The sequence below is a fragment of the Butyrivibrio sp. genome, assembly GCF_015056685.1.
GTDB lineage: Bacteria > Bacillota > Clostridia > Lachnospirales > Lachnospiraceae > Butyrivibrio.
The window spans coordinates 1-25184 of record NZ_SVFW01000052.1; the positions used below are offsets into that span (position 1 = coordinate 1).

A 25184-nucleotide genomic window follows, 5' to 3' on the forward strand; every position below is an offset into this window, starting at 1 on the left:
TTCTGGATACGTGCAAGGTCATAAAGCTGCTCACAGATCATGTTTGTGTTCTCTCCATCTTCGTGTTCCATTACGTACTGAACAAGAGGATGATTTGCATTTAGGATAAGTGTCTGGCCTTCGTTACCAAAGTCACCCATGCTCATTCCGTTCATGGCATACATCTTCATCATCTCTGCCATACGTCTTGATTCTTCTGATACTGTAAGCATAGAAGACATCTTCTTATCTTTAAGCTTTTCAAGCTTGATTGTGAGCTTATCATTCTTAAGAGCCTTTTTGATCTTCTCTGAAAGCTCTTTTTCCTTCTCTTCGAGTTCAGCTGCTGCCTTCTTGGAAGTCTTGGACTTAAATGTATCTGTAAGGTCTGCGTCGATTCTTGCAAACTTGATGCCTTCATTCTTAGCCTCGAGCTGCTGCATGAAAGGAACATCGATGTTGTGGTTCATGATGAAAGCTTCCATCTTCTGAGCCTTGAACATCTTGATGTACTGACTCTGCTGCTGTTCATCAGTTACATAGTAGATTGTACGAGGTTCTTTTTCTTTGTTATCATCAGCCGTCTGATTCGTCGAATTGTCTGCGCCATTCTGGCTTGACTTTTCGGAATCATTGGAACCGGTCTTTGGTGCCTCATCAACAACCTCTGCCTCAACCTTTTTGCCGTTCTCATCGACAGCTTCTTCCTTGGCTGCTGCCTCTTCGGCTTCCTTGTTGATCTGAAGAGCTTCAGGTGTTGTGAGATACTTGCCATCGAGGTTCTTAAAGAGGATGTAATCTGTCATCTTCTCGCAGAACTTGTCATCACGAAGGCATCCGTATTTAATGAATGGGCTGATGTCATCCCAGTACTTGTCATAATTCTCTTTATCTGTCTTACAAAGACCTGCAAGCTTCTCCGCAACCTTCTTTGAAATGTACTCAGAAATCTTCTTAACAAATCCATCGTTCTGAAGAGCACTTCTAGAAACGTTAAGAGGAAGGTCAGGACAATCAATAACACCCTTAAGGAGCATTAAGTACTCAGGAATAACTTCCTTGATGTTATCAGCTATAAATACCTGGTTGTTGTAAAGCTTTATTGTTCCCTCGATTGACTCAAACTCCATGTTGATCTTAGGGAAGTAAAGAATACCCTTTAAGTTGAAAGGATAATCCATGTTGAGGTGGATCCAGAATAAAGGCTCCTTGTAGTCACGGAATACTTTTCTATAGAATTCCTTGTACTCCTCATCTGTACAATCCTTAGGTGTCTTAGCCCAAAGAGGATGTGTATCATTAAGAAGCTGTGGTCTTCTCTTTATCTTAAGCTTCTTCTCCTCTTCCTTTTTCTCATCCTTATTTTCGCCATCTGCCTTGGTCTCATCTTTCTTTTCAGGCTCAACGACTTCTATAACCACATCAGAATCAAGTTTTTCTGATTCTTTGATTGTCTCAGTTCCCTCTTCATTTTCCTTTGAAAGATAAATCTCATAAGGCATGAATGAGCAATATTTCTCAATTACTTCTCTAGCCTTGTACTCATTGCAGAACTCAAGGCAGTCCTCAGATAGGTGAAGAGTGATTGTTGTTCCTACCTCTTTTTTGTCACCATCTGACATCTCAAAATCTGAACCGCCATCACATGTCCAGTGAACAGAAGCAGCATCAGACTTATAAGAAAGTGTATCGATATCTACAGAATCAGATACCATGAATGTTGAGTAAAAACCAAGTCCGAAATGACCGATAATCTGGTCTGCGTTAGCCTTATCCTTGTACTTGTTAAGGAAGTCAGTAGCACCTGAAAAAGCTACCTGGTTGATGTATTCCTCAACCTCTTCAGCAGTCATACCAATACCATTATCAGTGATCTTGATAGTCTTTTCCTTATCGTTGAGTACAACATCTACACGAGGTTTAAATCCATCAGGAAGAGTGTACTCTCCCATCATATCCATCTTGCGGATCTTTGTGATAGCATCACACGCATTTGAAATTACTTCTCTGTAAAAAATATCATGATCCGAATAAAGCCATTTCTTAATTATCGGAAACATGTTTTCGCTGTTAATAGAAAGATTACCTTTTTTTGAAGCCATAATTCTCACTCCTTATAAAAATATTTAGCAGGTAAAAATCCCACCAAAAACTAGTTTAAGTCCGCTCAATACAAAAGTCAATAAAAAATTAGCACTCATCTAATCAGAGTGCTAATAACCTATTTTTTATAATCTTTTTTTCGGATCACTGACCTTAATATCTTTCCGTTAGCATTATGTGGAAGGCTCTCTTCAAACTTAATAAGCCTGGGATATTTGTAGATTGCAGTATTCTTCTTTACAAAATCCTGAAGTTCAACAGCAAGTCTGGTATTAGGAGAATAACCCTCGTTTAGAACAACACTGGCCTTTACAAGTGCTCCTCTTGTTTTGGAAGGATACCCTGTGACTGCGCACTCAAATACTGCCGGGTGGCGCATCAGTATGTCCTCTACTTCTGAAGGGCCGATCCTGTATCCACTGGATTTGATCACATCGTCATTTCTTCCCACAAAGAAAAAGTGCCCTTCCTTGTCCCTAATAGCCATATCCTTGGTGTGATAGATTCCGCCGTCCCATACCTCTTTGTATCCATCCTCTGCACAAAGATATCCAGCAAACACACCAGCAGGTCTCTTTCCGTCCTTTGGAGCTATAACGATCTCACCCTCTGTGCCGTCAGGGACAGGATTGTTGTTTTCATCCACAAGCTCAATATGATAAAGAGGTGATGCAAGCCCTATGCTTCCCGGGACCTGCTGCCCATCAACAGTAGTACAGGTCAAAAGCGCTGTCTCAGTCTGCCCAAATCCCTCTCTAACTGTAAGTCCCGTCATATCTGTAAACTTCTTTGATACCTCCTTGGGCATGGACTCACCTGCAGTTGTGACATAATGCAGATTCTCAAGATTATACTTTTTTAAATTCTCCAGAACCAGGTACTTATAAATGGTAGGCGGTGCACAAAACGTGTTAACCTTCTCTTCTTCAAGAAGCCTTAGCATGTCTCCCGCATAAAACTGTTCATAGTCATAGACCATGATTGCCGCTCCCAAAAGCCACTGACCGTAGAGTTTTCCCCAGGCAGTCTTGGCCCAGCCGGAATCCGCAACAGTAAGATGAAGCCACTTTTCTCTGACGCCATGCCAGTTTTTGGCAGTAAAAATATGGGCCAATGGATAAGAATAGTCGTGAATAACTGCCTTTGGCGCCCCATTTGTTCCTGAAGTAAAATAGTAAAGCATAGGATCAGTGACCTTCGTTGTCACCCGGTCAAAAGAACTTTCTCCACTTTCAAGTATCTGATCAAAGCTCTTTTTATCCTTGTAAGCATCCCCAACAACTATCTGACATGTCAAAAGACCTGCTATTGCACTTTCCACCTTGCTGCAGATATCATCAGAATTTACGCATATTACAGCCTTTGCCCCTGAAAGACGCACTCTCTCCCTGATATCCTCAGCAGAAACCATATGTGATGTAGGCACAGCTACCGCTCCAAGCTTGTGAAGAGCCAAAATGCTTATCCAGAACTCATATCGTCTTTTAAGAAGCAGCAAAACGCTGTCACCTCTCCCGATGCCGAGACTTTTTAGTCCATTTGCAGCCTTATTGGAGAGCACCTGCATATTTCTAAACGAAAACCGCGTTTTCCTGCCATCAGCAGTCTTGTGTAAAAGAGCCAGCTGGTCTGGCACTTCTTTGGCAAACCTATCCATAACATCATAGGCAAAATTGAAATCATCGCCGTATGTAAGCTTAATATCAGTGATTTTTCCACTGTCATCAATTATTTCTTTATAGTAATCCTCATAGATCATGGTATTTCCCCTAGTAACCCACTTTCCTAAACTTTTCATAGCGCTTATCAACAAGGTCTTCTGCAGGTATTTCCTTTAAATTCCTCAGCTCTTTTGCAATTTCTTTTAAAAGATCACCGACCCTTTCACTGCTGCACACCTTGTCCACAAGCCCCAGTTCATAGAGCCTTTTTGCTGTAAGTCCAAGGGCTTTGGCCGCTACATCTGCTTTTTCCGTAGTTTTCCACAATATGTTGGCGCAGCTTTCAGGAGAAACCACACTAAAATAGGCATCCTCCATTATCCAGATCCTGTCAGCATGGCTAAGAGCAAGTGCTCCACCGCTTCCGCCTTCTCCTATGACAACTGATAATATGGGGGTTTTAAGATCAGACATTTCAAAAAGACTTTGGGCGATTGCCCTTCCCTGGCCCCTTTCCTCCGCATCAATGCCGCAATAGGCACCGGCGGTATCAACAAAACAGACAACGGGCCTTTTAAACTTCTCTGCCTGCTTCATCAGCCTTAGAGCTTTCCTGTATCCTTCAGGCATGGCACTGCCGAAGTTATGTTCAATACGCTCTTTGGTATCTTTGCCCTTTTCAATTCCTACTACCGTGACCGGAATTCCATCAATTCTTCCAATCCCGGCTATTATTGCCCTGTCGTCCCCAAAAAGCCTGTCTCCGTGAAATTCCACAAAGTCTTTTACCAAAGCTTTTATGTAGTCGCTTGCAGTCAGGCGCCCCTCAGATCTGGCGCCCTTAACAATCTCGTAATCTTCCATTTATTTGTTCCCTCTATGCCTTAAAATCCGTGAAGCTTTAAGATTCTCTCAAGATATTCCTTCTGCTCCTGTCTTGGCACTATCTCGTCGATAAAACCGCACTCCAGAACCCTTTCTGCCTTTTGAAAGCCATCTGGCAGCTTTTGGTTAAGAGTTTTTTCAATAACCCTCGGCCCTGCAAATCCCACTCTGGCTCCCGGTTCTGCAAGTGTTATGTCTCCAAGCATGGCAAAAGAGGCATCTACGCCCCCTGTCGTTGGATTGGTCAAAAGAACTATATAAAGGTTCCCAGCCTTGTCATGTCTTTTTACTGCGGCAGAAACTTTGGACATCTGCATTAGAGAAACCATGCCCTCCTGCATCCTTGCTCCTCCCGAAACGGTAACTCCAATAACCGGAAGCCCTCGCCTTGTTGCATATTCAAAGAGCCTTGTTATCTTTTCACCTACAACTGCTCCCATGGACCCCATCATAAAATTACCATCCATGGCAAATATGCAGACCCTGCTGCCGCCAATAGCCGCCTCGCCGCAGATCACCGCTTCTTTTTCACGGCTCTTTTCCTTTGCCGCAATGAGCTTATCCTCATACTCAGGGAAAGATAGGATATTCCTGGATTCCATATCCCTGTCCATCTCCACAAAGCTTCTTTTATCCGTGAGCATAAGGATCCTTCTGCGGGCTCTCACAGGAAAATAGTGTCCACACTCAGGGCAGATAAAAAAGTTTTTCCTGATCTTTGAAACTGACACCTGCTTTTGGCATTTCTTGCAGGTAATTTTCCTGCTCCTTGGCCTGTTATCTGTATTTTCAAGCTCATTATTAACTTTCAAAAATAAGCTTTTAAGCTCCATATCTTATAACACTTTCTGACAGATTCCTGTATCATAGTTTCCAACTACAAATCTGCCGTTTTCCATGAATTTCATGTGCATATCCCTGTTATTATCAACTCCAAGAAGCACAAACTCTGACAGAGCACTCTTCATCTTTCTGATAGCTCCATCCCTGGTATCTGAGCAGACAATAAGCTTTCCCAGCATGGAATCGTAGAAGGGGCTTACAGTGCAGCTCTGATAAAGAGCTGAATCAAACCTTACATCCACTCCTCCCGGAATATGCAATAGCTCTACCTTTCCCGTGGAAGGCTTAAAATCCTTTGAGCTTTCTGCGCATATCCTGCACTCGATTGCATGCCTATTACTTCCTATCTCCTCCTGCTTAAAAGGAAGCTCAACTCCCGCTGCCGTTCTTATCTGCCACTCAACAATGTCAATGCCGCACACCATCTCTGTCACAGAGTGCTCAACCTGGAGCCTTGTGTTCATCTCCATGAAGTAGAACTTATCGTCTTTTACCAGAAATTCCACTGTCCCCACAGTCACATAGCCAACCTTTGCGGCAAGCCTTCTTGCGGCCTCGTGCATCTTAATACGCAGCTCCTCTGAAAGAACCGGAGCCGGGCACTCCTCAATAAGTTTCTGATTCTTCCTCTGAACTGAGCAGTCCCTGTCCCCAAGGATCAGAACTTTTCCCTTTTTATCCGCAATAATCTGAACCTCAACATGTTTTACATTTTCCAGATACTTTTCCATGAACACGCCGTCATCGGCAAAAGAGCTCCGGGCTTCTTTTTTCACCTGCTCAAAAGCAGAAAGAATTTCTTTTTCCTCCCTGACAACTCTTATGCCCTTGCCACCGCCACCGGCTCTTGCCTTAAGGATAACCGGATATCCTATTTCTTTTGCCCAGTAAAGGACGTCACTACTGTCAGTGAGGATATCGCTCCCCGGAGTCACAGGAACATCTGCACTCTTTGCAATTTCCCTTGCAATCTCCTTTTGCCCCATATTACGCATAACTTCTTCACCGGGGCTAATTAGAACAATTCCGCTTTCCCTGCACTTTTTTGCAAATTCAGGGTTTTCTGATAACATTCCATAACCCGGGTGAATGGCCTCTGCCCCGGTCTTTTCTGCAACAGTCAGGATAACATCCATGTTAAGATAGCTGTCTTTCACCAGCGCTCCGCCAATGCAATAGGCTTCATCTGCCATTTCCACATGAAGTGCATCATGGTCCGCCTTGGAATAAACAGCAACCGTCTCTATTCCCATTTCTTTGCAGGCTCTGATGACACGAACCGCCACCTCACCTCTATTGGCAATAAGAATCTTAGAAAACATGTCAGTTACCTCCCTTTTCCACCAATATGGCAAAAGAAAAATCACCGCTCATACACTTTTTTCCATCCACTGTGAGTTCTCCATGGAGAAGGTACATAGGATGCGCATCTCTTATAAGCTTTGTATCGATCCTTATGGTATCTCCAGGCTTTATCATTCCCCTGAACCGCACCTTATCAAGGCCTGTATACACAGGAGTTGCATCTTTACCCTTCATCTTTTCTTCAAACATGATGCAGGCGGACTGGGCCATCATCTCACACTGAATAACTCCCGGCACTATTGGATTCCCTGGGAAATGCCCCTGTAAAAAGAACTCATCTCCCCTTACCTTATAAAATCCTGTAGCTGACCCATCCTCATTCAGATACGCCTCATCCACAAGCAGCATTGGCTCCCTGTGGGGAAGTATCTTTTTTATCTCTTCTTTGTTCATAAAACCACCTTACTCTATGACAAACAGGACCTGATCATACTCAACAAGGTCACCTTCATTTGCCAAAACTTTAGCCACAGTTCCGTCCACCGGGGACTTTACCTCATTGAGCATTTTCATAGCCTCCAAAGTGCACAAAACATCGCCCTTTGAAACCCTGTCTCCCTTTTTAAGTGCCTCTTTATCTCCAACACTTCCGTTAAAAACGCCAAGGAGAGGGGCCTTAACCTCAAAGCCGCTGACAGCTTTAGCTTCACCTGCTTCAGGTTCATTTTTTACTTCATTTTTATTTGCCACAGGCTCTTTTTCCACATTTTCTGGTGACCTGGAATCTCTTTTCAACCTTAGAAAAAAATCTTTCTCTTGAACCTCAAGTTCTGATAAAGAGAGCCTTTCAAACATATCCTCATAATCTTTTAAAGAATTAGTCATACTTACGCCTCATAACGTTTAAATGCTATACAAGCATTATGTCCACCAAATCCAAGGGATGTGCTGATCGCATATTCAATATCTGCACAAACGGCCTTATTTGCTGTATAGTCAAGGTCACACTCCTCATCTTTTTCCTTGTAGTTTATGGTTGGCGGAATTATTCCATCCTTAAGTGCAAGGACAGAAGCAATGGCTTCCACTGCACCTGTGGCTCCCATCATGTGCCCGGTCATGGATTTGGTGGAACTTACATGGATGTCGTAAGCTCTTTTGCCAAAAACAGCCTTAATGGCCTTGGTCTCCATGGCATCGTTTAGATGAGTACCTGTGCCGTGGGCATTGATGTAGATCTCACTGTTCTCATCAATTTCGCCCTCTTTGACAACGCTCTTGATGGCCCTTATGGCTCCGCTCCCCTCCGGGTCCGGCGCTGTGATGTGGTAGGCATCCGCAGTATTTCCATAGCCGATAACCTCAGCAAGAATATTGGCTCCTCTTGCCTTGGCGTGCTTATACTCCTCAAGGATAAGGATCCCCGCTCCTTCTCCCATAACAAAGCCGCCTCTTCTCTTGTCAAAAGGAAGACTTCCCTCATCAGGATTTTCTGCAAGATTGAGGGCCTGGCAGTTAATAAATCCAGCCATTGCAAGCTCATTTATGGAAGCCTCGCTACCTCCTGTGATTATGGCATCTGCATAGCCGTGCTTGATTGCTCTGTAGGCCTCTCCTATGGTGTTAGTTGAGGTTGCACAGGCAGTAACAACAGGAAGTGTAGGTCCCTTTGCGCCGAACTTTATGGATATTGCTCCTGCTGCCATATTGCTGATCATCATTGGCACAAAGAAAGGTGATACCATGTCAGGACCTTTTTCTCTTAACTTATCCTGCTCTCTGATCGTAGAATTGATACCCCCAATTCCCGATCCTATATACACTCCAAAACGCTCACTATCAATCCCGTCCTCAAGTATCCTGCTCTGGGTCACAGCCTGTTTTGCTGCTGCCATTGCATACTGCATAAAAAGATCTGACTTTCTGATCTCCTGCATACTGTCATAGTATTCTTTTGGGTTAAAATCCTTGACCTCCGCATCAAGGCTCACCTTAAGGTTTGATGCATCAAATCTTTTTATCTTTCCTATTCCGCATACACCTTTTTTGAGGTTATCCCAAAAAGTATCCAGATCATTTCCTACAGGACTAATAACTCCCATTCCCGTTACAACTACTCTACACATACATTCCTCCATCCACTTTGATGACTTCTCCTGTTATGTACTTTGATCCTTCGCTTCCCAAAAAAAGCGCAAGATCAGCCACATCCTCAGGATTTCCAAGCTTTCCAAGTGGGATCATCTTTTTCATCTCATCTGTCTGCGCATCACTTAACATCGCAGTCATCTCAGTGGTTATATATCCTGGTGCTATGGCGTTGCACCTTATATTTTTTCTTCCGTACTCCCTGGCAACGGCCTTTGTAAATCCAACAATTCCAGCCTTTGATGCAGCATAGTTGGTCTGACCTTTGTTCCCCATAAGTCCCACAACTGAACTGATATTGATAATGCTTCCTTTTTTATGCATAACAAAGTTTCTGATAAAGGCTTTGGTGACGTATATACATCCCTTTAGATTCACATCTATAACACTGTCAATGTCCATTGTCTTAAAGTTTGCAAGAAGGTTATCCCTGGTTATTCCGGCGTTATTTACAAGAATATCAATAACGCCAAAATCAGCTATTATCTCCTTTGCAACGCTATCAACCTGATCCGCATCCTTTATGTCACAAACATAGAGTCTTGCCGTAATTCCATAAGAAGTAAGCTCTTTTATTGTTTCAAGGGCCGCTTCGCTCTCTCTTGTCGCAATGATCGCAAGATCTGCCCCATTTTGAGCGAATCTCAAAGCGATTGCCCTGCCAATTCCTCTGCTTCCCCCTGTTACTACTGCCTTCTTTCCTTTAAGCATCCTTTTCAAGCTCCCTTAACACTTCATGAAGTGAATCCATATCATTTACTGAATAAACCCTGGCTCCCTCAACAGTTCTTTTCACAAATCCTGAAAGTGTCTTACCCGGGCCGCACTCTATAAATGTATCAACTCCGCTATCCGCCATGTTTTTGAGAGTTTCCTCCCACTTAACGCTGCTGCAGACCTGGTCTGAAATGGTATCGATCATCTCTTTCTCTTCCTGTGGATAGGGCTTTGCTGTCTTATTGGCATAAAGAGGAATATGGGGTTTTTTAAGTTTATAGACCTTTCCTTCCTTTAGCTCATTTTTAAGCTCTTTTGCGGCGCTTTCCATATAAGGCGTGTGAAAGGGGCCTCCAACAGGAAGCTCTATAAATCTTACCTTTTGCTCCCCAAGCTTTTCCTTGAAGGCATCTATTTTCTCTTTTTCGCCCGATACCACTACCTGTCCCGGGCAGTTGTAATTTACAGGGTAAACCTCATACTCTTTGCACATTTTTTGCAAAAGAGCTTTGTCCATCCTAAGCACAGCTACCATGCCACCTTCCACAGCTTCAGCGGACTTCTGCATGTATTTTCCTCTCTGGCACACAAGCTTAAAGGCTTCCTGGAAACTTAGTACATCAGAAGCTGCAAGAGCTGCCACTTCCCCAAGAGAAAAACCTGCAACTGCATCAGGACTTACTCCGTTTTTCATAAGAGCGATCGCACCTGCCATGTCAGCTAAAAAAAGGCATGGCTGGGCATTTTCTGTCCTCTTTAAAGTGTCTGCATCCCCTGTAAACATCTGGGTAAGTGTCCCCGGGCGTATTGCCTCAGCAACTCCAAAGTAGTTGTGGACTTCAGGTACATTCTCGAATAAATCCTTTGTCATTCCGGGATACTGACTTCCCTGACCGGCAAATAAAAAAGCTATCTTTCCCATCAAAGTTCCTCACATTTCTTTTCCAAGAGAGCCTTAGCATCTCTGCAGATACCTGTAATGATCTCTTCACATGTCCCTTCAGAGTTAACGAGCCCTGCGATCTGTCCGCACATACATGATCCCGTCTTAACGTCTCCATCTATGGCAGCGCGTCTAAGTGCCCCTGCTCCCATTTTTTCCAGTTCATCCGGTGTAGATAGTGGGTCATTTTCTTTTGCCTGAAAGTCCCTTGTCATTCTGTTTTTCAGTGCTCTTACCGGGTGTCCCAGACTTTTTCCAGTGACTATGGTGTCTCTGTCTTTTGCTTTCAGGACCTTTTCCTTATAATTTGCATGAACGTTACACTCTTTTGCTGTAAGGAATCTTGTCCCCATCTGAACGGCCTTGGCTCCCAGCATAAAAGCTGCTGCCATGCCTCTGCCATCCGCAATTCCTCCGGCTGCGATAACAGGGATATTCACCGCATCAACAACCTGTGGCACAAGTGCCATCGTCGTGGTATCTCCAACATGTCCACCTGACTCACAACCTTCAGCCACCACTGCGCTGGCCCCCATTCTCTCTACCATTACTGCAAGAGCAACGCTTGCAACCACGCAGATTACCTTTACCCCTGCATTTTTTAACTGTTCCATGTACTTTGCAGGGTTTCCTGCGCCTGTTGTCACAACAGAAATCTTTTCCTGGCAGACAACTTCCACAGCCTCGTCAATATATGGGCTCATGAGCATCAGGTTCACACCAAAGGGCTTATCCGTCAGCTCTTTTGCCTTCCTTATCTGCGCCCTAAGCTGCTCACCATTGGAATTCATAGCCGCGATGATACCAAGTCCTCCTGCGTTTGATACTGCAGCTGCAAGGTCTGCATCAGCGATCCAGGCCATTCCTCCCTGAAAAACCGGATATTTGATCCCAAGCATTTCACAAATCGGATTTGCACTCATTTGTCGTTCCTCTCCAGATCATTACTGCTTCTCAATGAGCTCAACCAGCTTATCGATTGTTGTGATCTCCTGTGAAAGCTCAATCTTGCAATCAAGCTCTTCCTGCATCTGCATAACAAGCTCCATGATGTCCAGAGAATCAAGTCCGATCTCTGTAAATGTTGATGAGGATGAGATTTCACTTTCCTCCTTATCAAGATACTCTGCGATTATACGAATGATTGTTCCTTTAACGTCTTTCATTTTTGTCTCCTTTTGAATGTTCAATGTTTATTTATTATCAATTCTTTGTTACAATAATCTTGGGTGCTACCCCCAAGTCAATAGATTTTTTTAAGTTTTTTCGAGGTTTTTTATGACAACTTTTTACAATTACAAAAACGACCAACAGGAATATTCACTCACTGTCAGCCAGTTTGCAAAACTATGTGGTACGACAAGGGATACTTTAAGACACTACTATGAACAGGACATTCTCATGCCCAGAGTAGACGAGAGCAATGGCTATCACTACTATTCCGCATCTCAGATAAGCTCTTTCTTTTTTATAAGCACCATGCGCCAGGCAGGCTGCAGCATTCCCGAGATCAGAGACCTTATCCACAACTCCTCCAGGGAAGCAATCGAAAGGCTGACTAACTCCAAGATTCTTGAAATGCAGAGGGAACTTTACAGGATAAATAAAAAGATAAGTGCGTTGCACCTTGGAATGTGGATACTTGGAGAATTCGGAGGGCACAAAAAGGGCTCTTTGTTCTTGCAGACAATGCCAGAGATCAGCACCAGCAAGACCCCCATTAAGAATAAAGACTTCGCCCATCACACTGCTGATATCGCAGAAGATATCTCAGAGCATCTAAAAAAGGCTGTGGACAAGGACTCTCTTTCTATTTTCCCAACAGGAGTCACCATCTCTTATGAAGACCTCGTCAAAAAGCATTACGTTTATAACAACATAATAAGCTTATCTTTCCTGCCTGCAGATAACATCGATACATTCCCCGCAGAGGGCCGCATCGCGCTGTGCTGCCACCAGGATAATCTGTCAAAAGATATTGAGAAAACCTACCAGAAGATGCTTTCTTACATAAAAAAGAACAGGCTAAAAGCCTGCTCTGATCTATACGTAATAAGTCTCATTAACCTTTATGACAAGGAAAAAGAACATACTTACTTCAAATATTTATTTATATATGTGGAACCCGAAAGCTGATCACTCAAGGATTCCCTTACATTTCCTGGTAAGGGTGTTTAAGACACGCTTTTTATCAAGACTCCAAAGAGGCTCCACAAGGAGCTTTCTGGGGCCATCACCTGTCATGCGATGAATTACAGTTTCCTCAGGCAAAAGAGCTATGCACTCTGCAACAAGGTCTGTGTATTTCTCCATATCCATAAAGGAAGGCCTCTCTGCTTCACTCATCTCAAGGTACTGTCTGTAAAGCTGCGTTCCCTTAAGAAGTTGCAGGTTTTGAAGTTTTATGCCATCGAGCACAGGTGTAAGCCCGGAAAGGTATCTTACCGTCTCGAGCATATCTTCTTTTGTTTCGCCAAAAAGTCCTAAGATTACATGAACTATTACAACTATCCCGGCTTCTTTAAGCCTCTTATAGGCATCTTCAAAAACTTTTAGCTCATATCCTCTGTTGATGCTTATGGCTGTTTTTTCATGGATTGTCTGAAGTCCCAGTTCTACCCATACAGGCTTTATCTGATTCAGCTCTTTTAGCATATCAAGGACGTCTCTTCCTATACAGTCAGGCCTTGTTCCGAGGGATAAGGCCACCACGTCTTCTCTTTTTATGACTGCGCTGTAGAGCTCTTTTAACCTGTCTACGTCTCCATAGGTATTGGTAAAGGACTGAAAATAAGCGATAAACTTATTTGCATCGGTTTTTTGTCGCACCTTATCTTTGGCCCGTTCAAACTGCTCATTCAACTGCCTTACCCCAATGCCGGTCACAGGAACAGCAAAGTCTCCCGAACCGCCCTCGGAGCAAAATGTGCATCCATGAAAAGACCTCTCGCCATTTGGCATGATAATAGAGCCGTCCCTGTTTGGGCAACTGCAACCCGAAGTCAGAGACAGGCGATATATCTTTTCACCATATGTACTTTTTAAGAATGTTGATAGTTTATGATGCATGGAGCATCCCCATGTTCGCCGATGATTTTTTCCATCCAAACCATATCGTACCATTTACCAAACTTGAATCCACATTTATGGAAATGGCCAATAAGTTTATAACCCATTTTTTCGTGGAATCTGACACTATCATAGGTCAGATACTCATCCTCTTTTTCAGGATATCCGATGCATGAGTAAAGATTGAGGATTCCCATGTCTTTAAGACGTTTTTCAAGTTCCTCATAAAGGGCTCTTCCAAGTCCGTTCCTCTTGCAGTCTTTATCGAGATAAATGGACATTTCAACGCACCACTGATAAGCTGCCCTCTCGTGGAATTTGCTGGCATAGGCATAGCCAACAATCCTGGTATTACCTGTATTTTCAGTGTCATTTCCGCTTGAGACTTCCTCAACAACAAGATAGGGGAAATCCTCAAGAACTTTTTCTATACGGCTCTTAAACTCGCTTACAGTCGGCACTTCGTACTCATAGGTTATAGCTGTTTTTTCAACATAATACCTGTAAATATTAAGAAGTGCCTCTGCATCATCAGCGGTTGCAAGTCTTATTTTATAACTGCTGTTATTACTCACTTTGTCCTCCAGGTGATGTTACTTGGATCACAGCTGAAGATTACCTTCTATTCCTTCAAAATCAATGACTTTGCAATCGCCGTTTTTAAGGCTTATTCTGACAGGTCCATATCCTCCGCATTTCTGAGGGTCTGTGTACTCTATGGACTTTACAGGGAAAATATCATCATCTGCAAAGTCTTCAAGACTCTCTTTTGTGATCACCTGAGAAATAAGGAAGTACAGCTCATATCCATACTGCTTTTCCCTCTTGGTATCTGCATAAAGGATAATGGAATTCTCACTGTCAGGGTTGGTATTCTTACTGTGTATCAGGTCTATATTATCCCAACCATCCATAATCGTAAAGGCTAACTGCTTTTCTTTTCCTGTATGATCATGGCCCTTTAATATAACAGCCTTAAATCCATCTTTTTCTTTTTTGATAACCTCTGTTCCATTATCAGGGAATCCAAAAGCTCCAAGTGTTATACGGAGCGGTCTTCTGAACATGCGGATCTTGTCTGTACGCATGATTCCATAAGGAACTGCAAAATCAGCGATATTTATGGCTGTTCTCCAATGAGTTTCTGTCTGTGTCTCATACTCAAAGAAGTGCCTTCTGTAGAGTACTCCATCCTTCTCCCCATGCCAGAAGCAAGCATTGGGAGTAATACCCACAGGATGTTCTTCGTCAAGGTAAGTCACAACATACTGCTGAGACTGAACTCCATCTTTATTGACACTGTCCCAAGGGAACTTTGTGTTATAAACAAGCTTTCCATAGTTCCAGATTCCATGAAGGTCCGTTTTATCTTTTACCATCTTGCCTGTCCTAAGTTCAGTAATACCATTTGCCTCATGGTTAGCCATGCAAAGTCCTGGTCCGTCAAGGGTTGTGACAAGTGTCTCGTTTTCTTTTAAATCTTCCCATTGGCCAATGTTTTCTTTGCTTGTCCAGAATGGATGGTCAGCAGGCAGATGCAGGCACAAAAGAGCCTTTGCAAGCCACATAGGAGACTCAGCGCAGGAATAGGACTGCACAAGTGGAACAAAGGGGCCATAGAAACCAAGTGTTGGCACACCTTCCCACAAAAAGTCATCTCTTGAAAGGAACTGCAGAAGTGATCCTGAGCAGATTCTTCTTGCAAGTCCTGGATCTATAGCAGGATTGTTCATAAGGAGATTGCCATCAAATGAACTTGTTGCTGCATTTCTGTAGATGCCGCTTCTTCCCCACATATTTGTAAATCCATCTCTGTCAAAAAAGAGTGGATATGTCTTCATGAGTTCATTGGAATTTTCTTCAAACTTTTTGGCTATATATGGCTCTTTTTCATATCCATACCACTGATTCCAGATGGCTGTATACATATTGAAAGCCCAGCATGAATAATAGTCAAAGGACTGTCCGTCTCTGTACCAGCCCTGACCAACATAATAATTCAGGATGTTCTGGGCATGGTCGCGCATGATGTCCTCATCAATCTCATAGCCATACATGTTAAGAAAAGCCAGATCAAGCATGTTAAAAAGGCGCCAGTTCTGCGGCACTGTGTTGGAATGGGCAAAGTCGCTTAAAAAGGCAGCAATTCTGTCTTTTTCTTCCTTTGTGTAGGTCTCCCATATTTCATCTTTTGAAAGCCAGAGACAAATAACAAGGGCTGCTGTTTCTACAGTCTGCTGGAAGCATGCACATGGATTGCCACTCTTATCCAGCTCTTTCATATCCGAATAGTTTAATACGTAGTTCTTTTCACCCTTTGTAACTGCGTATAAAACCTGCTTCTTATAATAATCTCTTACGTTTATGCCATTTAATACAAGGTCAGGCCTAATGTGGATCAAAGGCGCAGAAATAAAGAAGGATCTGCAAAGTCCCTCAAAAATCTCAGCCTTGTATCGCCACATGGGAGCATCCTTTGAGGGGTAGGTAACTTCAGTCTCATACCTTGGCATTACCACCGGATCCTCTATGCTTTTGATATTTCCAAATATTCCTGATAAAAGATATTCTGCTGCCTCTATCCAGCTCTCTCTTGTAAGACCCGTGTAAGGGCTAAGTTCATAGTCTGTTTTTGTAGGTGTAAACTTCATGGTGCTGCTCCTTATACTCTGACAATATATATAATTCTTTTTATGCTGCATCAAAAAAAACTACTCATGACATTTCCAGGTTAAGCTGTCATAGTATTCGTTCAGAATACATTAAGGGCGCTCTCGTTAAGCTTCATAAGTGCCTCAATGTAATAATAATCACCATAGATAATGGCCATATGGTGACCATTTCCATGATAATCAACTGAGCCTCTGGTAAGGAGGTTATCTCTGTCTAAAGTGTAGTCGCAGCTATGGCTATCAAGCGCTTTTAAGAGTTTTACGGCTGCTGCAAGGTACTTTTGGGCACGTTCACTATTATTATTTGCGTACTGGCCCAGAAGACTCTTTGCGATTTCAATTAGTCCGCCTGCTGTAATTGCTGCCGCTGTAGAATCCTCAAGATCATCCGTCTTTGGCTGTCTGTAGTCAATTGGAACAAGGAATGTCTCAGGCATCTCAGAGAGTACATAATCTGCAACTTTTATGGCAGTTTCCAGATATTTCTTTTCACCAGTATGAATGTAACTAAGAGCAAATCCATAAACCGCCCAGCTCTGTCCTCTTGTCCAGCTTGAGCCTACACCATATCCCTGTCCGCCATACTCTCTGTCGAACTTTCCGGTAAATGGATCAAAGCCAACGATATGTCTTACTGAGCCGTCTTCTCTGACAAAGTTCTTCATTGCTGTATCTGCATGTGCCATGGCAATCTTTTTAAATCTTGGATCTGCAAGCACATCAGAAGCCCAGTACAAAAGCGGCAGGTTCATCATGCAATCGATGATTGCCCAGCCTGTGGTATCTCTGCCATCGCCCCAGTCATTCCATGCCCTTATGAAATTACCATTTAAGTTAAATCTTCCTGCAAGACTTGCTGCCGCAAGTAAGCCTCTGTTCTTAGCTTCCTCACCTTTATTTAACTTGTAATTGATAACAGCTGTTGGAAGCCATCTAAAGCCGGCATCGTGGTCCATTCCGTTATAATTAAGAAACGCTGCATCAAGCTTTTCTTCTACCTGAAGCGCCTCTTCCTTAAACATATCATTACCTGTAAGCTTATAGAGCTGCCACATTTCTCCGCCCCAAAAGCCATTAGTCCACCAGCAGATTTCTTTTTTATCTGATCTGTCATCAAATCTGCCGCTTTCATCTGTAGTATATGGTATCTTATTCCTGTTTCTCTCTGTAACAGGAACCATCTTTTCTTCTATTTTTTTCAATGTGTCATTGACCCACTGTAAGTCTTCGCTACTGATAAATCCCATAATCTTCCTCCCAAAAACATGATTGCATAGTTGAATTGCTTTAGTTTTTTCTTACCCAATTCACCAAATTATATAGTACCGTCTTTTGGAGCAAAAAATAATGTATATTTTATATTAAATCTTGCGATTTTTTAGCTAAACAGGATTTTGTCACTAAATGCATGACTTTTGGTTATAGCAAGTAATTTTCTATAACCCTGTCAATGCCTACTGAATCTAAAGGTATCTTTTCTGTTTCAAATGTAGCAAGCATGTTTAAAGACATCACGTAGCCGTTCTCTACATATGCTTTTGACTTATATATATATTTGCTTATATATTTTTGATCATCCATCATTCCATAATGCTCCCAAATATATATTTTTCCGGTTCTCTTATTCTTCACAATAAAATCCGGATAAAAATATTCATTACCAACTTTTAATCTGCATTCATATCTATACTGAATTCCATTTCGAAATAGCGCATCAGCAATCATTGCCTCTGCTTTGGACCTTACCAGGTCACCTTTTAAAGTGGCAATTTTCAATTTTTCTGGATTTTTATTTGATTTTTCATACTCTACCTTATCCCAATTATCATCGCATTCTGCGCCAAAATAAGATGGTATATCTATCAATTTCCTATATGCAGGTTGATTTTTAATAGTCCTCGCTGGTGTCTCTCTAGGATGTCTTTTTATGTATGCATCAATGGCTGCTATTTCCATCTTTGTCGAACTTATCTGCTTTTGCAGCAAGTTCTTTATGGCAAGACTTTTTGCGATTTCTATTTTATCCTTCTTTAAGTATTTCCTTATGATTTTCCGGTCTTTTTGAATTACCTGATAATACTTATAACCCCTGCCATTTTTATTTATCTGTATTCTTCCTTCAGGAAAATTTCCCCTTTCAAATTTATCTTGATAAATGTTTAATTTTTTTAGCAGCACTCTTTTTTCTGCCATCATAGCATCTTCAATATCCACATTCACTCCTACTTTCTTAGAATTTTGCTTTCTTTATTTGTTTTCTTTATTTGCTTTCTTTATTTGTTTTCTTCTTTATTATGTGCGGTTTCTCTCCTTCTCTTTTCTTTGTCCCTACTTATATACCTAGTATTGCTGTCACTTTTCGTGCAGTTATCATTACATGCACTCTGTTTGTTAATATGAATAGTCTCGCGATTTGCGAATAACGTTGTTCATGCCAGATTAGGCATCAAGATTTAAATAAATAAACAACTTGATGAAAATAACACATTTCAACTTCTAAAGTCAAGCTTATTTCCTATTATTGTAGAAATAGTTTATCTACACCCTATTTTTTCTAAAACCATTTCCTATACAGCTTATTTTTATTTAACTGCACCCTTTTTTTCAACTAACTCTTTCCTGTGATTAGATTTCTTGTTCAAGTGCACCCTCTAAAAAGGGTGCACTTGATTTAAAACATGTTGTATAGCCAATGTCTCCAATATGTAATAGGGTGCAGTTAAATCAATATCGGTATCACAGGAAAACAAAAACAGAAAACTGGGGTGCAGTTGTCTGAATATGTTAATCTCAGGAAATTCCAATTACAAAAACAGGGTGCAGTTGCTTTAAAATCTGCAACTGCACCCTGTTTCATCATCTAAACTTCATTTCAAGCCTATTTGAAGGTCCCATCTCTAAAAGCACTCTGTATACATCGTGCTTCCAGGCGATAGAAAGCCTCTCATCAGTTATTGGATATGCTTTAACAGTGGCTGATACTACGCCTTCAACCTTTGCATAACCAAGATCACCTATTTTTATACAATAAGTCTCTGGCTTACCTTCTGATGTTGTATCAACTAAAGCATCTTCTGCATTCAGGTTCTCTAATGGTACAATTTCCGGCTTCTCATAAGTCATAAGACTTATAACTGCATTAAGGTCGCCATCATAGGTATCCTCAACACAAACACCCTCACCTTTATTCAGACTTACAATTCTTTTATAGCTTCTGATGCGCTCATCACCATATGCTCCGGCGATATCCATGGCTAAAGAGGATATATGCTTTTCGGAACATACGTTATCAGCAGAATTTTCAGCTACTCCCTTTGCTTCTTCTGAATTCATGCATAAAATACAGTTTACATCCCCTGCCGCGAACTGTTCACCTGCGTGTTGCATAATAAATGCGTGATTATAAACATCTGCAGCAGCATCTCTTCCAAGTTCTTCCAAATACTGTTTTCCGCATGCTTCAGTTTTTCCCTCAAACGCGCCACTCTCATCTCCAGGCAGGTATCCTTCATCAATAAAAGTAGGCAGATTGTGGAACTGAGACTGCATTGTCCATAATTCATATCTTCTATCAGAGAAAGTCTTCTGTGTATAAGTTCCAACTCCAAGGTCAATGAGCATAGGCTTTCCATTTTTATATATGGTAAAAGATCCAACGTCATTATGATTATGACTATCTGCGTTGTCTCCAGCCTTGGCAGCAAGCGTATAAAGGCCATCTCGAGCCACCATCAGCCCAACGCTCTCAAAAAAGGCATCTTCAGGAATGCCTGCTTCACCAGTAACCCCCGCCATCTCGTCATAGGCGAAAGCCTGGATAAAATGGTAAAAGAGATTTATCTCACTGCTGACAAGCCTTTCCTCTTCAGATTCTTTTTGAAAATCAAAAGCTGCAAAAGTAGAAAGGACCTTATCTCCTGTTGCCTTTCCAAACAGATACTCTCTGGCAGTTCTTCCACCGGCAAGAGCGCTACAATCAGCAAAGTTCACATAGTACCCGTTGCCTACGTACATCTTAACTATGTAATTAGCAACATTTCTGATAAGCTTTTCCTTGAATACCCCAGCAAAAGAGCTGCTGCCGTCCTTGCCATTTCCAAGAACACCGCTCATAAGTTCAAGACATCCAAAGAGACAAAGAGCCGCATGGGAATAATACTGAGCTCCCTCATCGCATCCTCCGTCTTCGCCATACTCGTCAAGGAAGTAATCACAGGATTTGGCAGCTTTTTCAACAAATGCCCGTCTTTCCTCTTCTGTAAAAAAGCCCTCCGGCCTGGTAAGCGCACATATCAGAACATTTTGTGTACACCATGGTGTCCAGTTACACATTGATTCCTTGCCATTTCCCATCCACCAGAAATGCTGTTCTAAATATGGGGTAAATATTCTCTCCTTAAGTCTTTCATTGACATAAGTACTGATAAAAGGACTTATCTCATTTAATACAGGTCTTAAAGCATACTCTGCAAAAGCAACTTCTGCACCTGACTCTGCATCGAAGAGATCTATGATCGGCCTTGTCACATCAGGCATATTCTCCTGCACTCCATCGCGCACATAGCTGGTGTGTGGTGGCAGGCACCATGTAGTTTCCTCTAAAATGAGGTAGAGTCCATCAAGGATATCCCCTAGAAATCTCCCTTTATTTTCAACGCACTCGGCAAGAACAAGCTTATTTAATTTCCTTCTTCTTGGAAAATACTTATCCTCAAACCTTACCCTGTTTCCTGATTTCTTAAACTCCATAAAATCTGAGATAAAAAGCTGTGTCCATGGCTCTTTCATAGCCTCTTCACCAGCCTGAACAAGTTTCTTTTTCAAGGAGTCAGAAAGCCCTTCCCATCTGCTCCTGTCTGAAATATCAGGATACTTTGTATATATGCTGCATCCTTCACTTTTTCTTAAAAAATCCTGTATTAAAGTTCGATTACGCATCTTTTTTCCTCATGTAAGATGAATTTCAAAAAGTTTTATTCAATTCACTCCTGCCTCAGTTCCATACACTTCGATTTGTGTAAGTGCTGGGAATGGGCTTGGATCATCAGCTTTTATCAGCTTTCCAAGCTTTATCCATCTGATGTTTTTCTTCTCAATGTTGAAAACATGCGGTTCTGCGACCTTTTTATCCATTTTGACAACTTCACTACTTCCATCAGAGAATGTGAAAGTAGCTTCTACCCACCAGTTATCATGTGGGAAATCGGCTCTTGTATAAAGAACTATCTTATCAAAGTCAACTTCTCTTCCAAAATCCAAAGTAAACTCAGCATCATCCTGTCTGTTTATTCCCCAGGATTCATATGGCCATTCACCATGGGAGAGCGTTGCTATGCAACCATCTATCGCATTCCTTGCAGCAAAAACAGCTTCTCCTCTTGTTTCAACATTGGCACTTGCATGAGGATAAACTCCTGACACTTCATGCTGGTCAAAAGGATTAAGGGCAATATTCCTGTAGCCTTTAACTTCATAATCCTCAGCTTCTCTTATAGTAACAACATGTCTGTTGCCAAAGAAAGCAAGCGGATTATAGCTTGTCTTCTTCTCATAAAAAGGAACAACAAAATCAACAGTTTCCTGGTCTACAAGCACCAAAGAAGTACCAACTGCTGCATCTACCTTTACGACATAGAATTTTCCGGGAACAAGTCCTGAAAACTCAATAACATCTCCCTTTCTATACTCCCCATCCCAGGCAAGTACTACATTTTTCTCACCTTCATACTCTGCCTTAGGCACATGATCCCATTCATTAAATACAGTTATTTTCATACCCACTCCTCCAAAGCCTTTTCATTTTACTTTATAGTCAAAAAATCCGCACAAACTGCGGATTTTTTAATCTTACTCTAATAATTTTTTTTGATAAAAACATTTATCTTGTTGATAAAAATACGTTTTCTCTAACTGCTGCCTCATCCTGTGGGTAGTCCTGAAGATATGTCGTCATCAAAGATGATGCCAAACCAAACTCTCCCATATATTCATAGGCAGTTATCTCATTAAGCATAAGCGCCTGATTTAAGGATTTGTCGTTTATCTCTATTCCTGACTGAAAAGAAGAAACGGCACCTTCATAGTCTCCCTGCTTAATCTGACACATTCCAAGCTGATTATAAACCTTTGCACTATTAGGGTTTTCAGACAGATATGTCTTATAAACACTTATAGCATAGTTATAATCACCCTGAACTTCTCCAGTCTGACCCAGCAAAAGAACTACCGGCTCTTTTTCCTGGTCTCTTTCGCTTCTTGCTGCTTCGAGGTAGCTCTGAGCATCAGCATTGTTCCCAAGGTAAAAAGAAATCTGTCCCTTCTCGTAGTTGGTCATGTAATCACTGCCATTTTCCAAAGCTCTGGTAATGATAGAAATGCCTTCCTCTTCATAGCCATTTTCAGCAAGGGACTTATATATCATGATCATCATAGAATAATCCTTGGGATTAAGAGATATAGCCTTGGTAAAATCAGCATATCCAGAGTCATGATTCCCTGAGGATAGTTCACAAGTGCCTCGCAGATAATACGCATTGATGTCTCCGCTCCGAAGACCGATTATTGCATCATAGACCTCTTTTGCCTTGCTGTACTCTCCAAGCTTCATATAGCTCTCAGCAAGGTAGTAGTTGGTGTCAAAGTCCATATCATCAACTATTCCCTCATCCGATGCAAGCGAAGAAAGCAGCTCCTCAGCTGCCTGCTCATACTCGCCGCTATATAGATATGCTATTCCCTTACCTCTATGGATAAGGCACGCATCCTCGCCATTTTTTTCCGCTTCCTCAAAGCTCTCAAGAGCACTGGTATACTCGTGGCTCTCGATATAAGCAAAACCGGAGTCAATGCTATGTCTTCCGGCCAGACTCCCGCAACCTGAAAGCAAAATGGTCAGGGATAACGCTCCCGCAACAATTCCGCGCTTCATAAGCTCTTATTACTCCCCAAGATAAGCAATTACCTCAACTTCGCAAAGGACATTTCTAGGTAACTGTTTAACTGCCACGCAACTTCTTGCAGGCTTTCCTGTAAAATACTTTTCGTACACAGCATTGAATGCTGCAAAATCGCTCATTTCAGCTAAAAAGCATGTTGTCTTAACTACGTGCTCAAAGTCAGTTCCTGCTGCCTTTAAGATCTCGCCAATGTTGCGGCAAACTCTATCAGCCTGATCAGCAATCGTAGTTGTGTCTATTTCCCCACTTGCAGGGTTGATCGGAATCTGGCCTGAAGCATAAAGAAAATCCCCTGCCTTGATTGCCTGTGAATATGGTCCTATAGCTGCTGGTGCTTTTTCTGTACTGATGTATTCCATTTCATGTCCTCCTCTTTAAATTCGATACTACCTCATTAAGTGCTCTGCTCTTGGGATTCTCACTAGGCTCGTAAATACCTCGCCAAGTGTTTACCCATGACTCGCACTAAATTCGAAACTACCTCATTAAGTGCTCTGCTCTTGGGATTCTCACTAGGCTCGTAAATACCTCGCCAAGTGTTTACCCATGGCTCGCACTAAATTCGAAACTACCTCATTAAGTGCTCTGCTCAAAAATAGCAGTCACATAGAAACCCCTGTCGTTCTCCTCAACCTTTGTCACTACGCCTTCCCTCTCAAGCATTCGCTCTCTAAAGGGGAAATTGCCTGACATTGCAAGAGACGGATCTATCGTATAGTAATAGTTACTTGGAAGGACACCTTCCGTAACAGTCACATGATCTCCCTCTTTAAGGAGTCCGGGTCTTTCCATTTTAAAAGTCATTTCTCTAGCCATTTTAACACCTACCCTTATTCCTTAACAATAGCATTTGCAAGCAAATACTGATGCCATCTCTCATATGAAGAAGCCTTAAGATGAACATCATCAAAAGAAAGCTCTGCTAAAAGGTTTCCGTTTTCATCATCAACCGCTTCATTCATGTCTATGTAAAAGATAGTTTTGTTATCTGCAAGCTCTGAAAGTGCCATATTTCTGGTATTTATATTGTCGTTATTAAAGTACTTATCTGAACGGCTCTTTTTCTCTGTCACGTGCATGATGCCCTGAATATATATGATCGCATCAGGCTGAAGTTCACGAATTCTGTCCACCACAGCCTTGTAGGCCTGGGCAAAAGTCTCAGGTGTTCCTGTTCCAATCTCATTAAGTCCAAGCATGATATATATCTTGGAAAACTGATTCTCAGAAAGAGCCTGATCAACAGTAATTTTGCCATTCTCAGTCTTGATGAACTCAGTGTTCATGGCATTGTAAATAGTCAAAGAGATCTTGGAATAGAATGTAGCCCTTGTGTCCAATTCTTCGCAGTACTCAGAAAGTCCAACTGTTCTGGAGTCTCCTATAAAAAGAGCATCCGTAAAATAGTCATCATCTACCTGAGTAAATTCATAGACTTCCTCAGAATTGCCTGAAATGTCATTGCCGGAAACATCATTTCCTGATACATCAAGATCATCTGCTCCTGCGCCATTTCCTGATATATCCTCGCTTACCAGCAGATCATCATCAGGACTTTGTGTGCCTTCTGCCAACTGATCGTCTTCGACGTTTTCCACATTTTCTGTCAAAGAATCAGAGGAATCCACATTTGTTTTTGTCCACGGAAAAACTCCATCCGCAGCAGCTTTAAAAAAGCTGGCAAGGATAGGTGTATCAATATCTTCAGGACTTACGTACTCACTGTATACAGTGTCCTTCAGTGCAAAAGACAATATCGATATTAAGATTGCTGTGATCACTACCCCAATTAAGAGAGGGCATGTCTTTACTAGTTTCATTTTTATTCCCTTAAGTAGATATGGGGATTACTCCCCATACCCCTTTTCAGAACCGTACGTGCGCTATTAACGCATACGGCTCC

Annotated in this window: 24 protein-coding genes; 1 reads left to right on the plus strand and 23 read right to left on the minus strand. The window is 42.0% G+C overall.

The window, feature by feature from the left end:
• From htpG to E7303_RS15180, 12 genes are all read right to left on the minus strand, one after another.
• Positions 1 to 2081 (minus strand): molecular chaperone HtpG (gene htpG / locus E7303_RS15125; RefSeq protein WP_292146242.1); only part of this gene is annotated, 2081 nt, incomplete at its 3' end.
• A 119-nt stretch (positions 2082 to 2200) separates the two neighbouring features.
• The gene (locus E7303_RS15130; RefSeq protein ID WP_292146243.1) at positions 2201 to 3841 is read right to left on the minus strand and encodes an AMP-binding protein; all 1641 of its coding nucleotides are present in this window, start codon (positions 3839 to 3841) and stop codon (positions 2201 to 2203) included.
• Between the two features lie 10 nt (positions 3842 to 3851).
• Positions 3852 to 4607, minus strand: coding sequence for an acetyl-CoA carboxylase carboxyl transferase subunit alpha (gene accA / locus E7303_RS15135; RefSeq protein ID WP_292146244.1), 756 nt, complete (start codon positions 4605 to 4607; stop codon positions 3852 to 3854).
• 20 nt (positions 4608 to 4627) lie between these two features.
• On the minus strand, positions 4628 to 5440 hold the full coding sequence (locus E7303_RS15140; protein WP_292146245.1) for an acetyl-CoA carboxylase carboxyltransferase subunit beta: 813 nt from the start codon (positions 5438 to 5440) through the stop codon (positions 4628 to 4630).
• A 24-nt stretch (positions 5441 to 5464) separates the two neighbouring features.
• Complete coding sequence (locus E7303_RS15145) at positions 5465 to 6793, minus strand: acetyl-CoA carboxylase biotin carboxylase subunit (RefSeq protein WP_292146247.1); 1329 nt, start codon at positions 6791 to 6793, stop codon at positions 5465 to 5467.
• A 1-nt stretch (position 6794) separates the two neighbouring features.
• Positions 6795 to 7229, minus strand: coding sequence for a 3-hydroxyacyl-ACP dehydratase FabZ (gene fabZ, locus E7303_RS15150; RefSeq protein ID WP_292146248.1), 435 nt, complete (start codon positions 7227 to 7229; stop codon positions 6795 to 6797).
• A gap of 9 nt (positions 7230 to 7238) precedes the next feature.
• Positions 7239 to 7661 carry an acetyl-CoA carboxylase biotin carboxyl carrier protein gene (locus E7303_RS15155; RefSeq protein ID WP_292146249.1) on the minus strand — a complete coding sequence of 141 codons (423 nt, stop codon included), beginning with the start codon at positions 7659 to 7661 and terminating at the stop codon, positions 7239 to 7241.
• A gap of 2 nt (positions 7662 to 7663) precedes the next feature.
• Positions 7664 to 8902 (minus strand): beta-ketoacyl-ACP synthase II, encoded by a 1239-nt coding sequence (gene fabF / locus E7303_RS15160; RefSeq protein ID WP_292146251.1) that lies wholly within the window; start codon positions 8900 to 8902, stop codon positions 7664 to 7666.
• A complete protein-coding gene (gene fabG / locus E7303_RS15165) occupies positions 8895 to 9635 on the minus strand; it encodes a 3-oxoacyl-[acyl-carrier-protein] reductase (RefSeq protein WP_292146252.1) in 741 nt (246 codons plus the stop codon). The genes fabF and fabG overlap by 8 nt, the downstream gene beginning before the upstream one ends.
• The gene (fabD, locus tag E7303_RS15170) at positions 9628 to 10563 is read right to left on the minus strand and encodes an ACP S-malonyltransferase (protein ID WP_292146253.1); all 936 of its coding nucleotides are present in this window, start codon (positions 10561 to 10563) and stop codon (positions 9628 to 9630) included. Before fabD ends, fabG begins: the two co-directional genes overlap by 8 nt.
• The gene (gene fabK, locus E7303_RS15175) at positions 10563 to 11507 is read right to left on the minus strand and encodes an enoyl-[acyl-carrier-protein] reductase FabK (protein ID WP_292146254.1); all 945 of its coding nucleotides are present in this window, start codon (positions 11505 to 11507) and stop codon (positions 10563 to 10565) included. The genes fabD and fabK overlap by 1 nt, the downstream gene beginning before the upstream one ends.
• 21 nt (positions 11508 to 11528) lie before the next feature.
• Positions 11529 to 11750: an acyl carrier protein gene (locus E7303_RS15180; RefSeq protein WP_103869995.1), complete on the minus strand. Its 222-nt coding sequence runs from the start codon at positions 11748 to 11750 to the stop codon at positions 11529 to 11531.
• A gap of 112 nt (positions 11751 to 11862) precedes the next feature.
• Here E7303_RS15180 and E7303_RS15185 point away from each other — a divergent pair, with 112 nt between their 5' ends.
• Complete coding sequence (locus tag E7303_RS15185; protein WP_292146255.1) at positions 11863 to 12720, plus strand: MerR family transcriptional regulator; 858 nt, start codon at positions 11863 to 11865, stop codon at positions 12718 to 12720.
• Here the strand turns inward: E7303_RS15185 and E7303_RS15190 are convergent, their stop codons facing one another.
• The 11 genes from E7303_RS15190 to E7303_RS15240 all read right to left on the minus strand — a co-directional run bounded on the left by E7303_RS15190 (position 12721) and on the right by E7303_RS15240 (position 25101).
• Positions 12721 to 13653, minus strand: coding sequence for a TIGR01212 family radical SAM protein (locus E7303_RS15190; RefSeq protein WP_292146256.1), 933 nt, complete (start codon positions 13651 to 13653; stop codon positions 12721 to 12723).
• Complete coding sequence (locus tag E7303_RS15195; protein ID WP_292146258.1) at positions 13626 to 14228, minus strand: GNAT family N-acetyltransferase; 603 nt, start codon at positions 14226 to 14228, stop codon at positions 13626 to 13628. Before E7303_RS15195 ends, E7303_RS15190 begins: the two co-directional genes overlap by 28 nt.
• Before the next feature lie 27 nt (positions 14229 to 14255).
• Positions 14256 to 16304: a DUF2264 domain-containing protein gene (locus E7303_RS15200; protein WP_292146260.1), complete on the minus strand. Its 2049-nt coding sequence runs from the start codon at positions 16302 to 16304 to the stop codon at positions 14256 to 14258.
• Between the two features lie 101 nt (positions 16305 to 16405).
• Positions 16406 to 17572: a glycoside hydrolase family 88 protein gene (locus E7303_RS15205; protein ID WP_292146261.1), complete on the minus strand. Its 1167-nt coding sequence runs from the start codon at positions 17570 to 17572 to the stop codon at positions 16406 to 16408.
• A 172-nt stretch (positions 17573 to 17744) separates the two neighbouring features.
• Positions 17745 to 18539 (minus strand): hypothetical protein, encoded by a 795-nt coding sequence (locus E7303_RS15210; protein WP_292146262.1) that lies wholly within the window; start codon positions 18537 to 18539, stop codon positions 17745 to 17747.
• Positions 18540 to 19181: 642 nt separating this feature from the next.
• Positions 19182 to 21263 carry a heparinase II/III domain-containing protein gene (locus tag E7303_RS15215; RefSeq protein ID WP_292146263.1) on the minus strand — a complete coding sequence of 694 codons (2082 nt, stop codon included), beginning with the start codon at positions 21261 to 21263 and terminating at the stop codon, positions 19182 to 19184.
• 39 nt (positions 21264 to 21302) lie between these two features.
• Positions 21303 to 22106: a DUF7402 domain-containing protein gene (locus tag E7303_RS15220; protein WP_292146264.1), complete on the minus strand. Its 804-nt coding sequence runs from the start codon at positions 22104 to 22106 to the stop codon at positions 21303 to 21305.
• Positions 22107 to 22203: 97 nt separating this feature from the next.
• Complete coding sequence (locus tag E7303_RS15225; protein WP_292146265.1) at positions 22204 to 23253, minus strand: tetratricopeptide repeat protein; 1050 nt, start codon at positions 23251 to 23253, stop codon at positions 22204 to 22206.
• 9 nt (positions 23254 to 23262) lie between these two features.
• A complete protein-coding gene (locus E7303_RS15230) occupies positions 23263 to 23640 on the minus strand; it encodes a RidA family protein (protein ID WP_292146266.1) in 378 nt (125 codons plus the stop codon).
• Positions 23641 to 23857: 217 nt separating this feature from the next.
• Complete coding sequence (locus E7303_RS15235; RefSeq protein ID WP_292146267.1) at positions 23858 to 24097, minus strand: hypothetical protein; 240 nt, start codon at positions 24095 to 24097, stop codon at positions 23858 to 23860.
• Positions 24098 to 24111: 14 nt separating this feature from the next.
• A complete protein-coding gene (locus E7303_RS15240) occupies positions 24112 to 25101 on the minus strand; it encodes a GDSL-type esterase/lipase family protein (protein ID WP_292146268.1) in 990 nt (329 codons plus the stop codon).
• Positions 25102 to 25184: the final 83 nt, after the last annotated feature.

Excerpts from the sequence above, each read along its gene's own strand:
- E7303_RS15130 (WP_292146243.1), bottom strand. The coding sequence starts at position 3,841 with ATGATCTATGAGGATTACTATAAAGAAATAATTGATGACAGTGGAAAA.
- accA (WP_292146244.1), bottom strand. The coding sequence starts at position 4,607 with ATGGAAGATTACGAGATTGTTAAGGGCGCCAGATCTGAGGGGCGCCTG.
- E7303_RS15145 (WP_292146247.1), bottom strand. The coding sequence starts at position 6,793 with ATGTTTTCTAAGATTCTTATTGCCAATAGAGGTGAGGTGGCGGTTCGT.
- fabZ (WP_292146248.1), bottom strand. The coding sequence starts at position 7,229 with ATGAACAAAGAAGAGATAAAAAAGATACTTCCCCACAGGGAGCCAATG.
- E7303_RS15155 (WP_292146249.1), bottom strand. The coding sequence starts at position 7,661 with ATGACTAATTCTTTAAAAGATTATGAGGATATGTTTGAAAGGCTCTCT.
- fabF (WP_292146251.1), bottom strand. The coding sequence starts at position 8,902 with ATGTGTAGAGTAGTTGTAACGGGAATGGGAGTTATTAGTCCTGTAGGA.
- fabG (WP_292146252.1), bottom strand. The coding sequence starts at position 9,635 with ATGCTTAAAGGAAAGAAGGCAGTAGTAACAGGGGGAAGCAGAGGAATT.
- fabD (WP_292146253.1), bottom strand. The coding sequence starts at position 10,563 with ATGGGAAAGATAGCTTTTTTATTTGCCGGTCAGGGAAGTCAGTATCCC.
- fabK (WP_292146254.1), bottom strand. The coding sequence starts at position 11,507 with ATGAGTGCAAATCCGATTTGTGAAATGCTTGGGATCAAATATCCGGTT.
- E7303_RS15180 (WP_103869995.1), bottom strand. The coding sequence starts at position 11,750 with ATGAAAGACGTTAAAGGAACAATCATTCGTATAATCGCAGAGTATCTT.
- E7303_RS15185 (WP_292146255.1), top strand. The coding sequence starts at position 11,863 with ATGACAACTTTTTACAATTACAAAAACGACCAACAGGAATATTCACTC.
- E7303_RS15190 (WP_292146256.1), bottom strand. The coding sequence starts at position 13,653 with ATGCATCATAAACTATCAACATTCTTAAAAAGTACATATGGTGAAAAG.
- E7303_RS15200 (WP_292146260.1), bottom strand. The coding sequence starts at position 16,304 with ATGAAGTTTACACCTACAAAAACAGACTATGAACTTAGCCCTTACACG.
- E7303_RS15205 (WP_292146261.1), bottom strand. The coding sequence starts at position 17,572 with ATGGGATTTATCAGTAGCGAAGACTTACAGTGGGTCAATGACACATTG.
- E7303_RS15215 (WP_292146263.1), bottom strand. The coding sequence starts at position 21,263 with ATGCGTAATCGAACTTTAATACAGGATTTTTTAAGAAAAAGTGAAGGA.
- E7303_RS15225 (WP_292146265.1), bottom strand. The coding sequence starts at position 23,253 with ATGAAGCGCGGAATTGTTGCGGGAGCGTTATCCCTGACCATTTTGCTT.
- E7303_RS15230 (WP_292146266.1), bottom strand. The coding sequence starts at position 23,640 with ATGGAATACATCAGTACAGAAAAAGCACCAGCAGCTATAGGACCATAT.
- E7303_RS15235 (WP_292146267.1), bottom strand. The coding sequence starts at position 24,097 with ATGGCTAGAGAAATGACTTTTAAAATGGAAAGACCCGGACTCCTTAAA.
- E7303_RS15240 (WP_292146268.1), bottom strand. The coding sequence starts at position 25,101 with ATGAAACTAGTAAAGACATGCCCTCTCTTAATTGGGGTAGTGATCACA.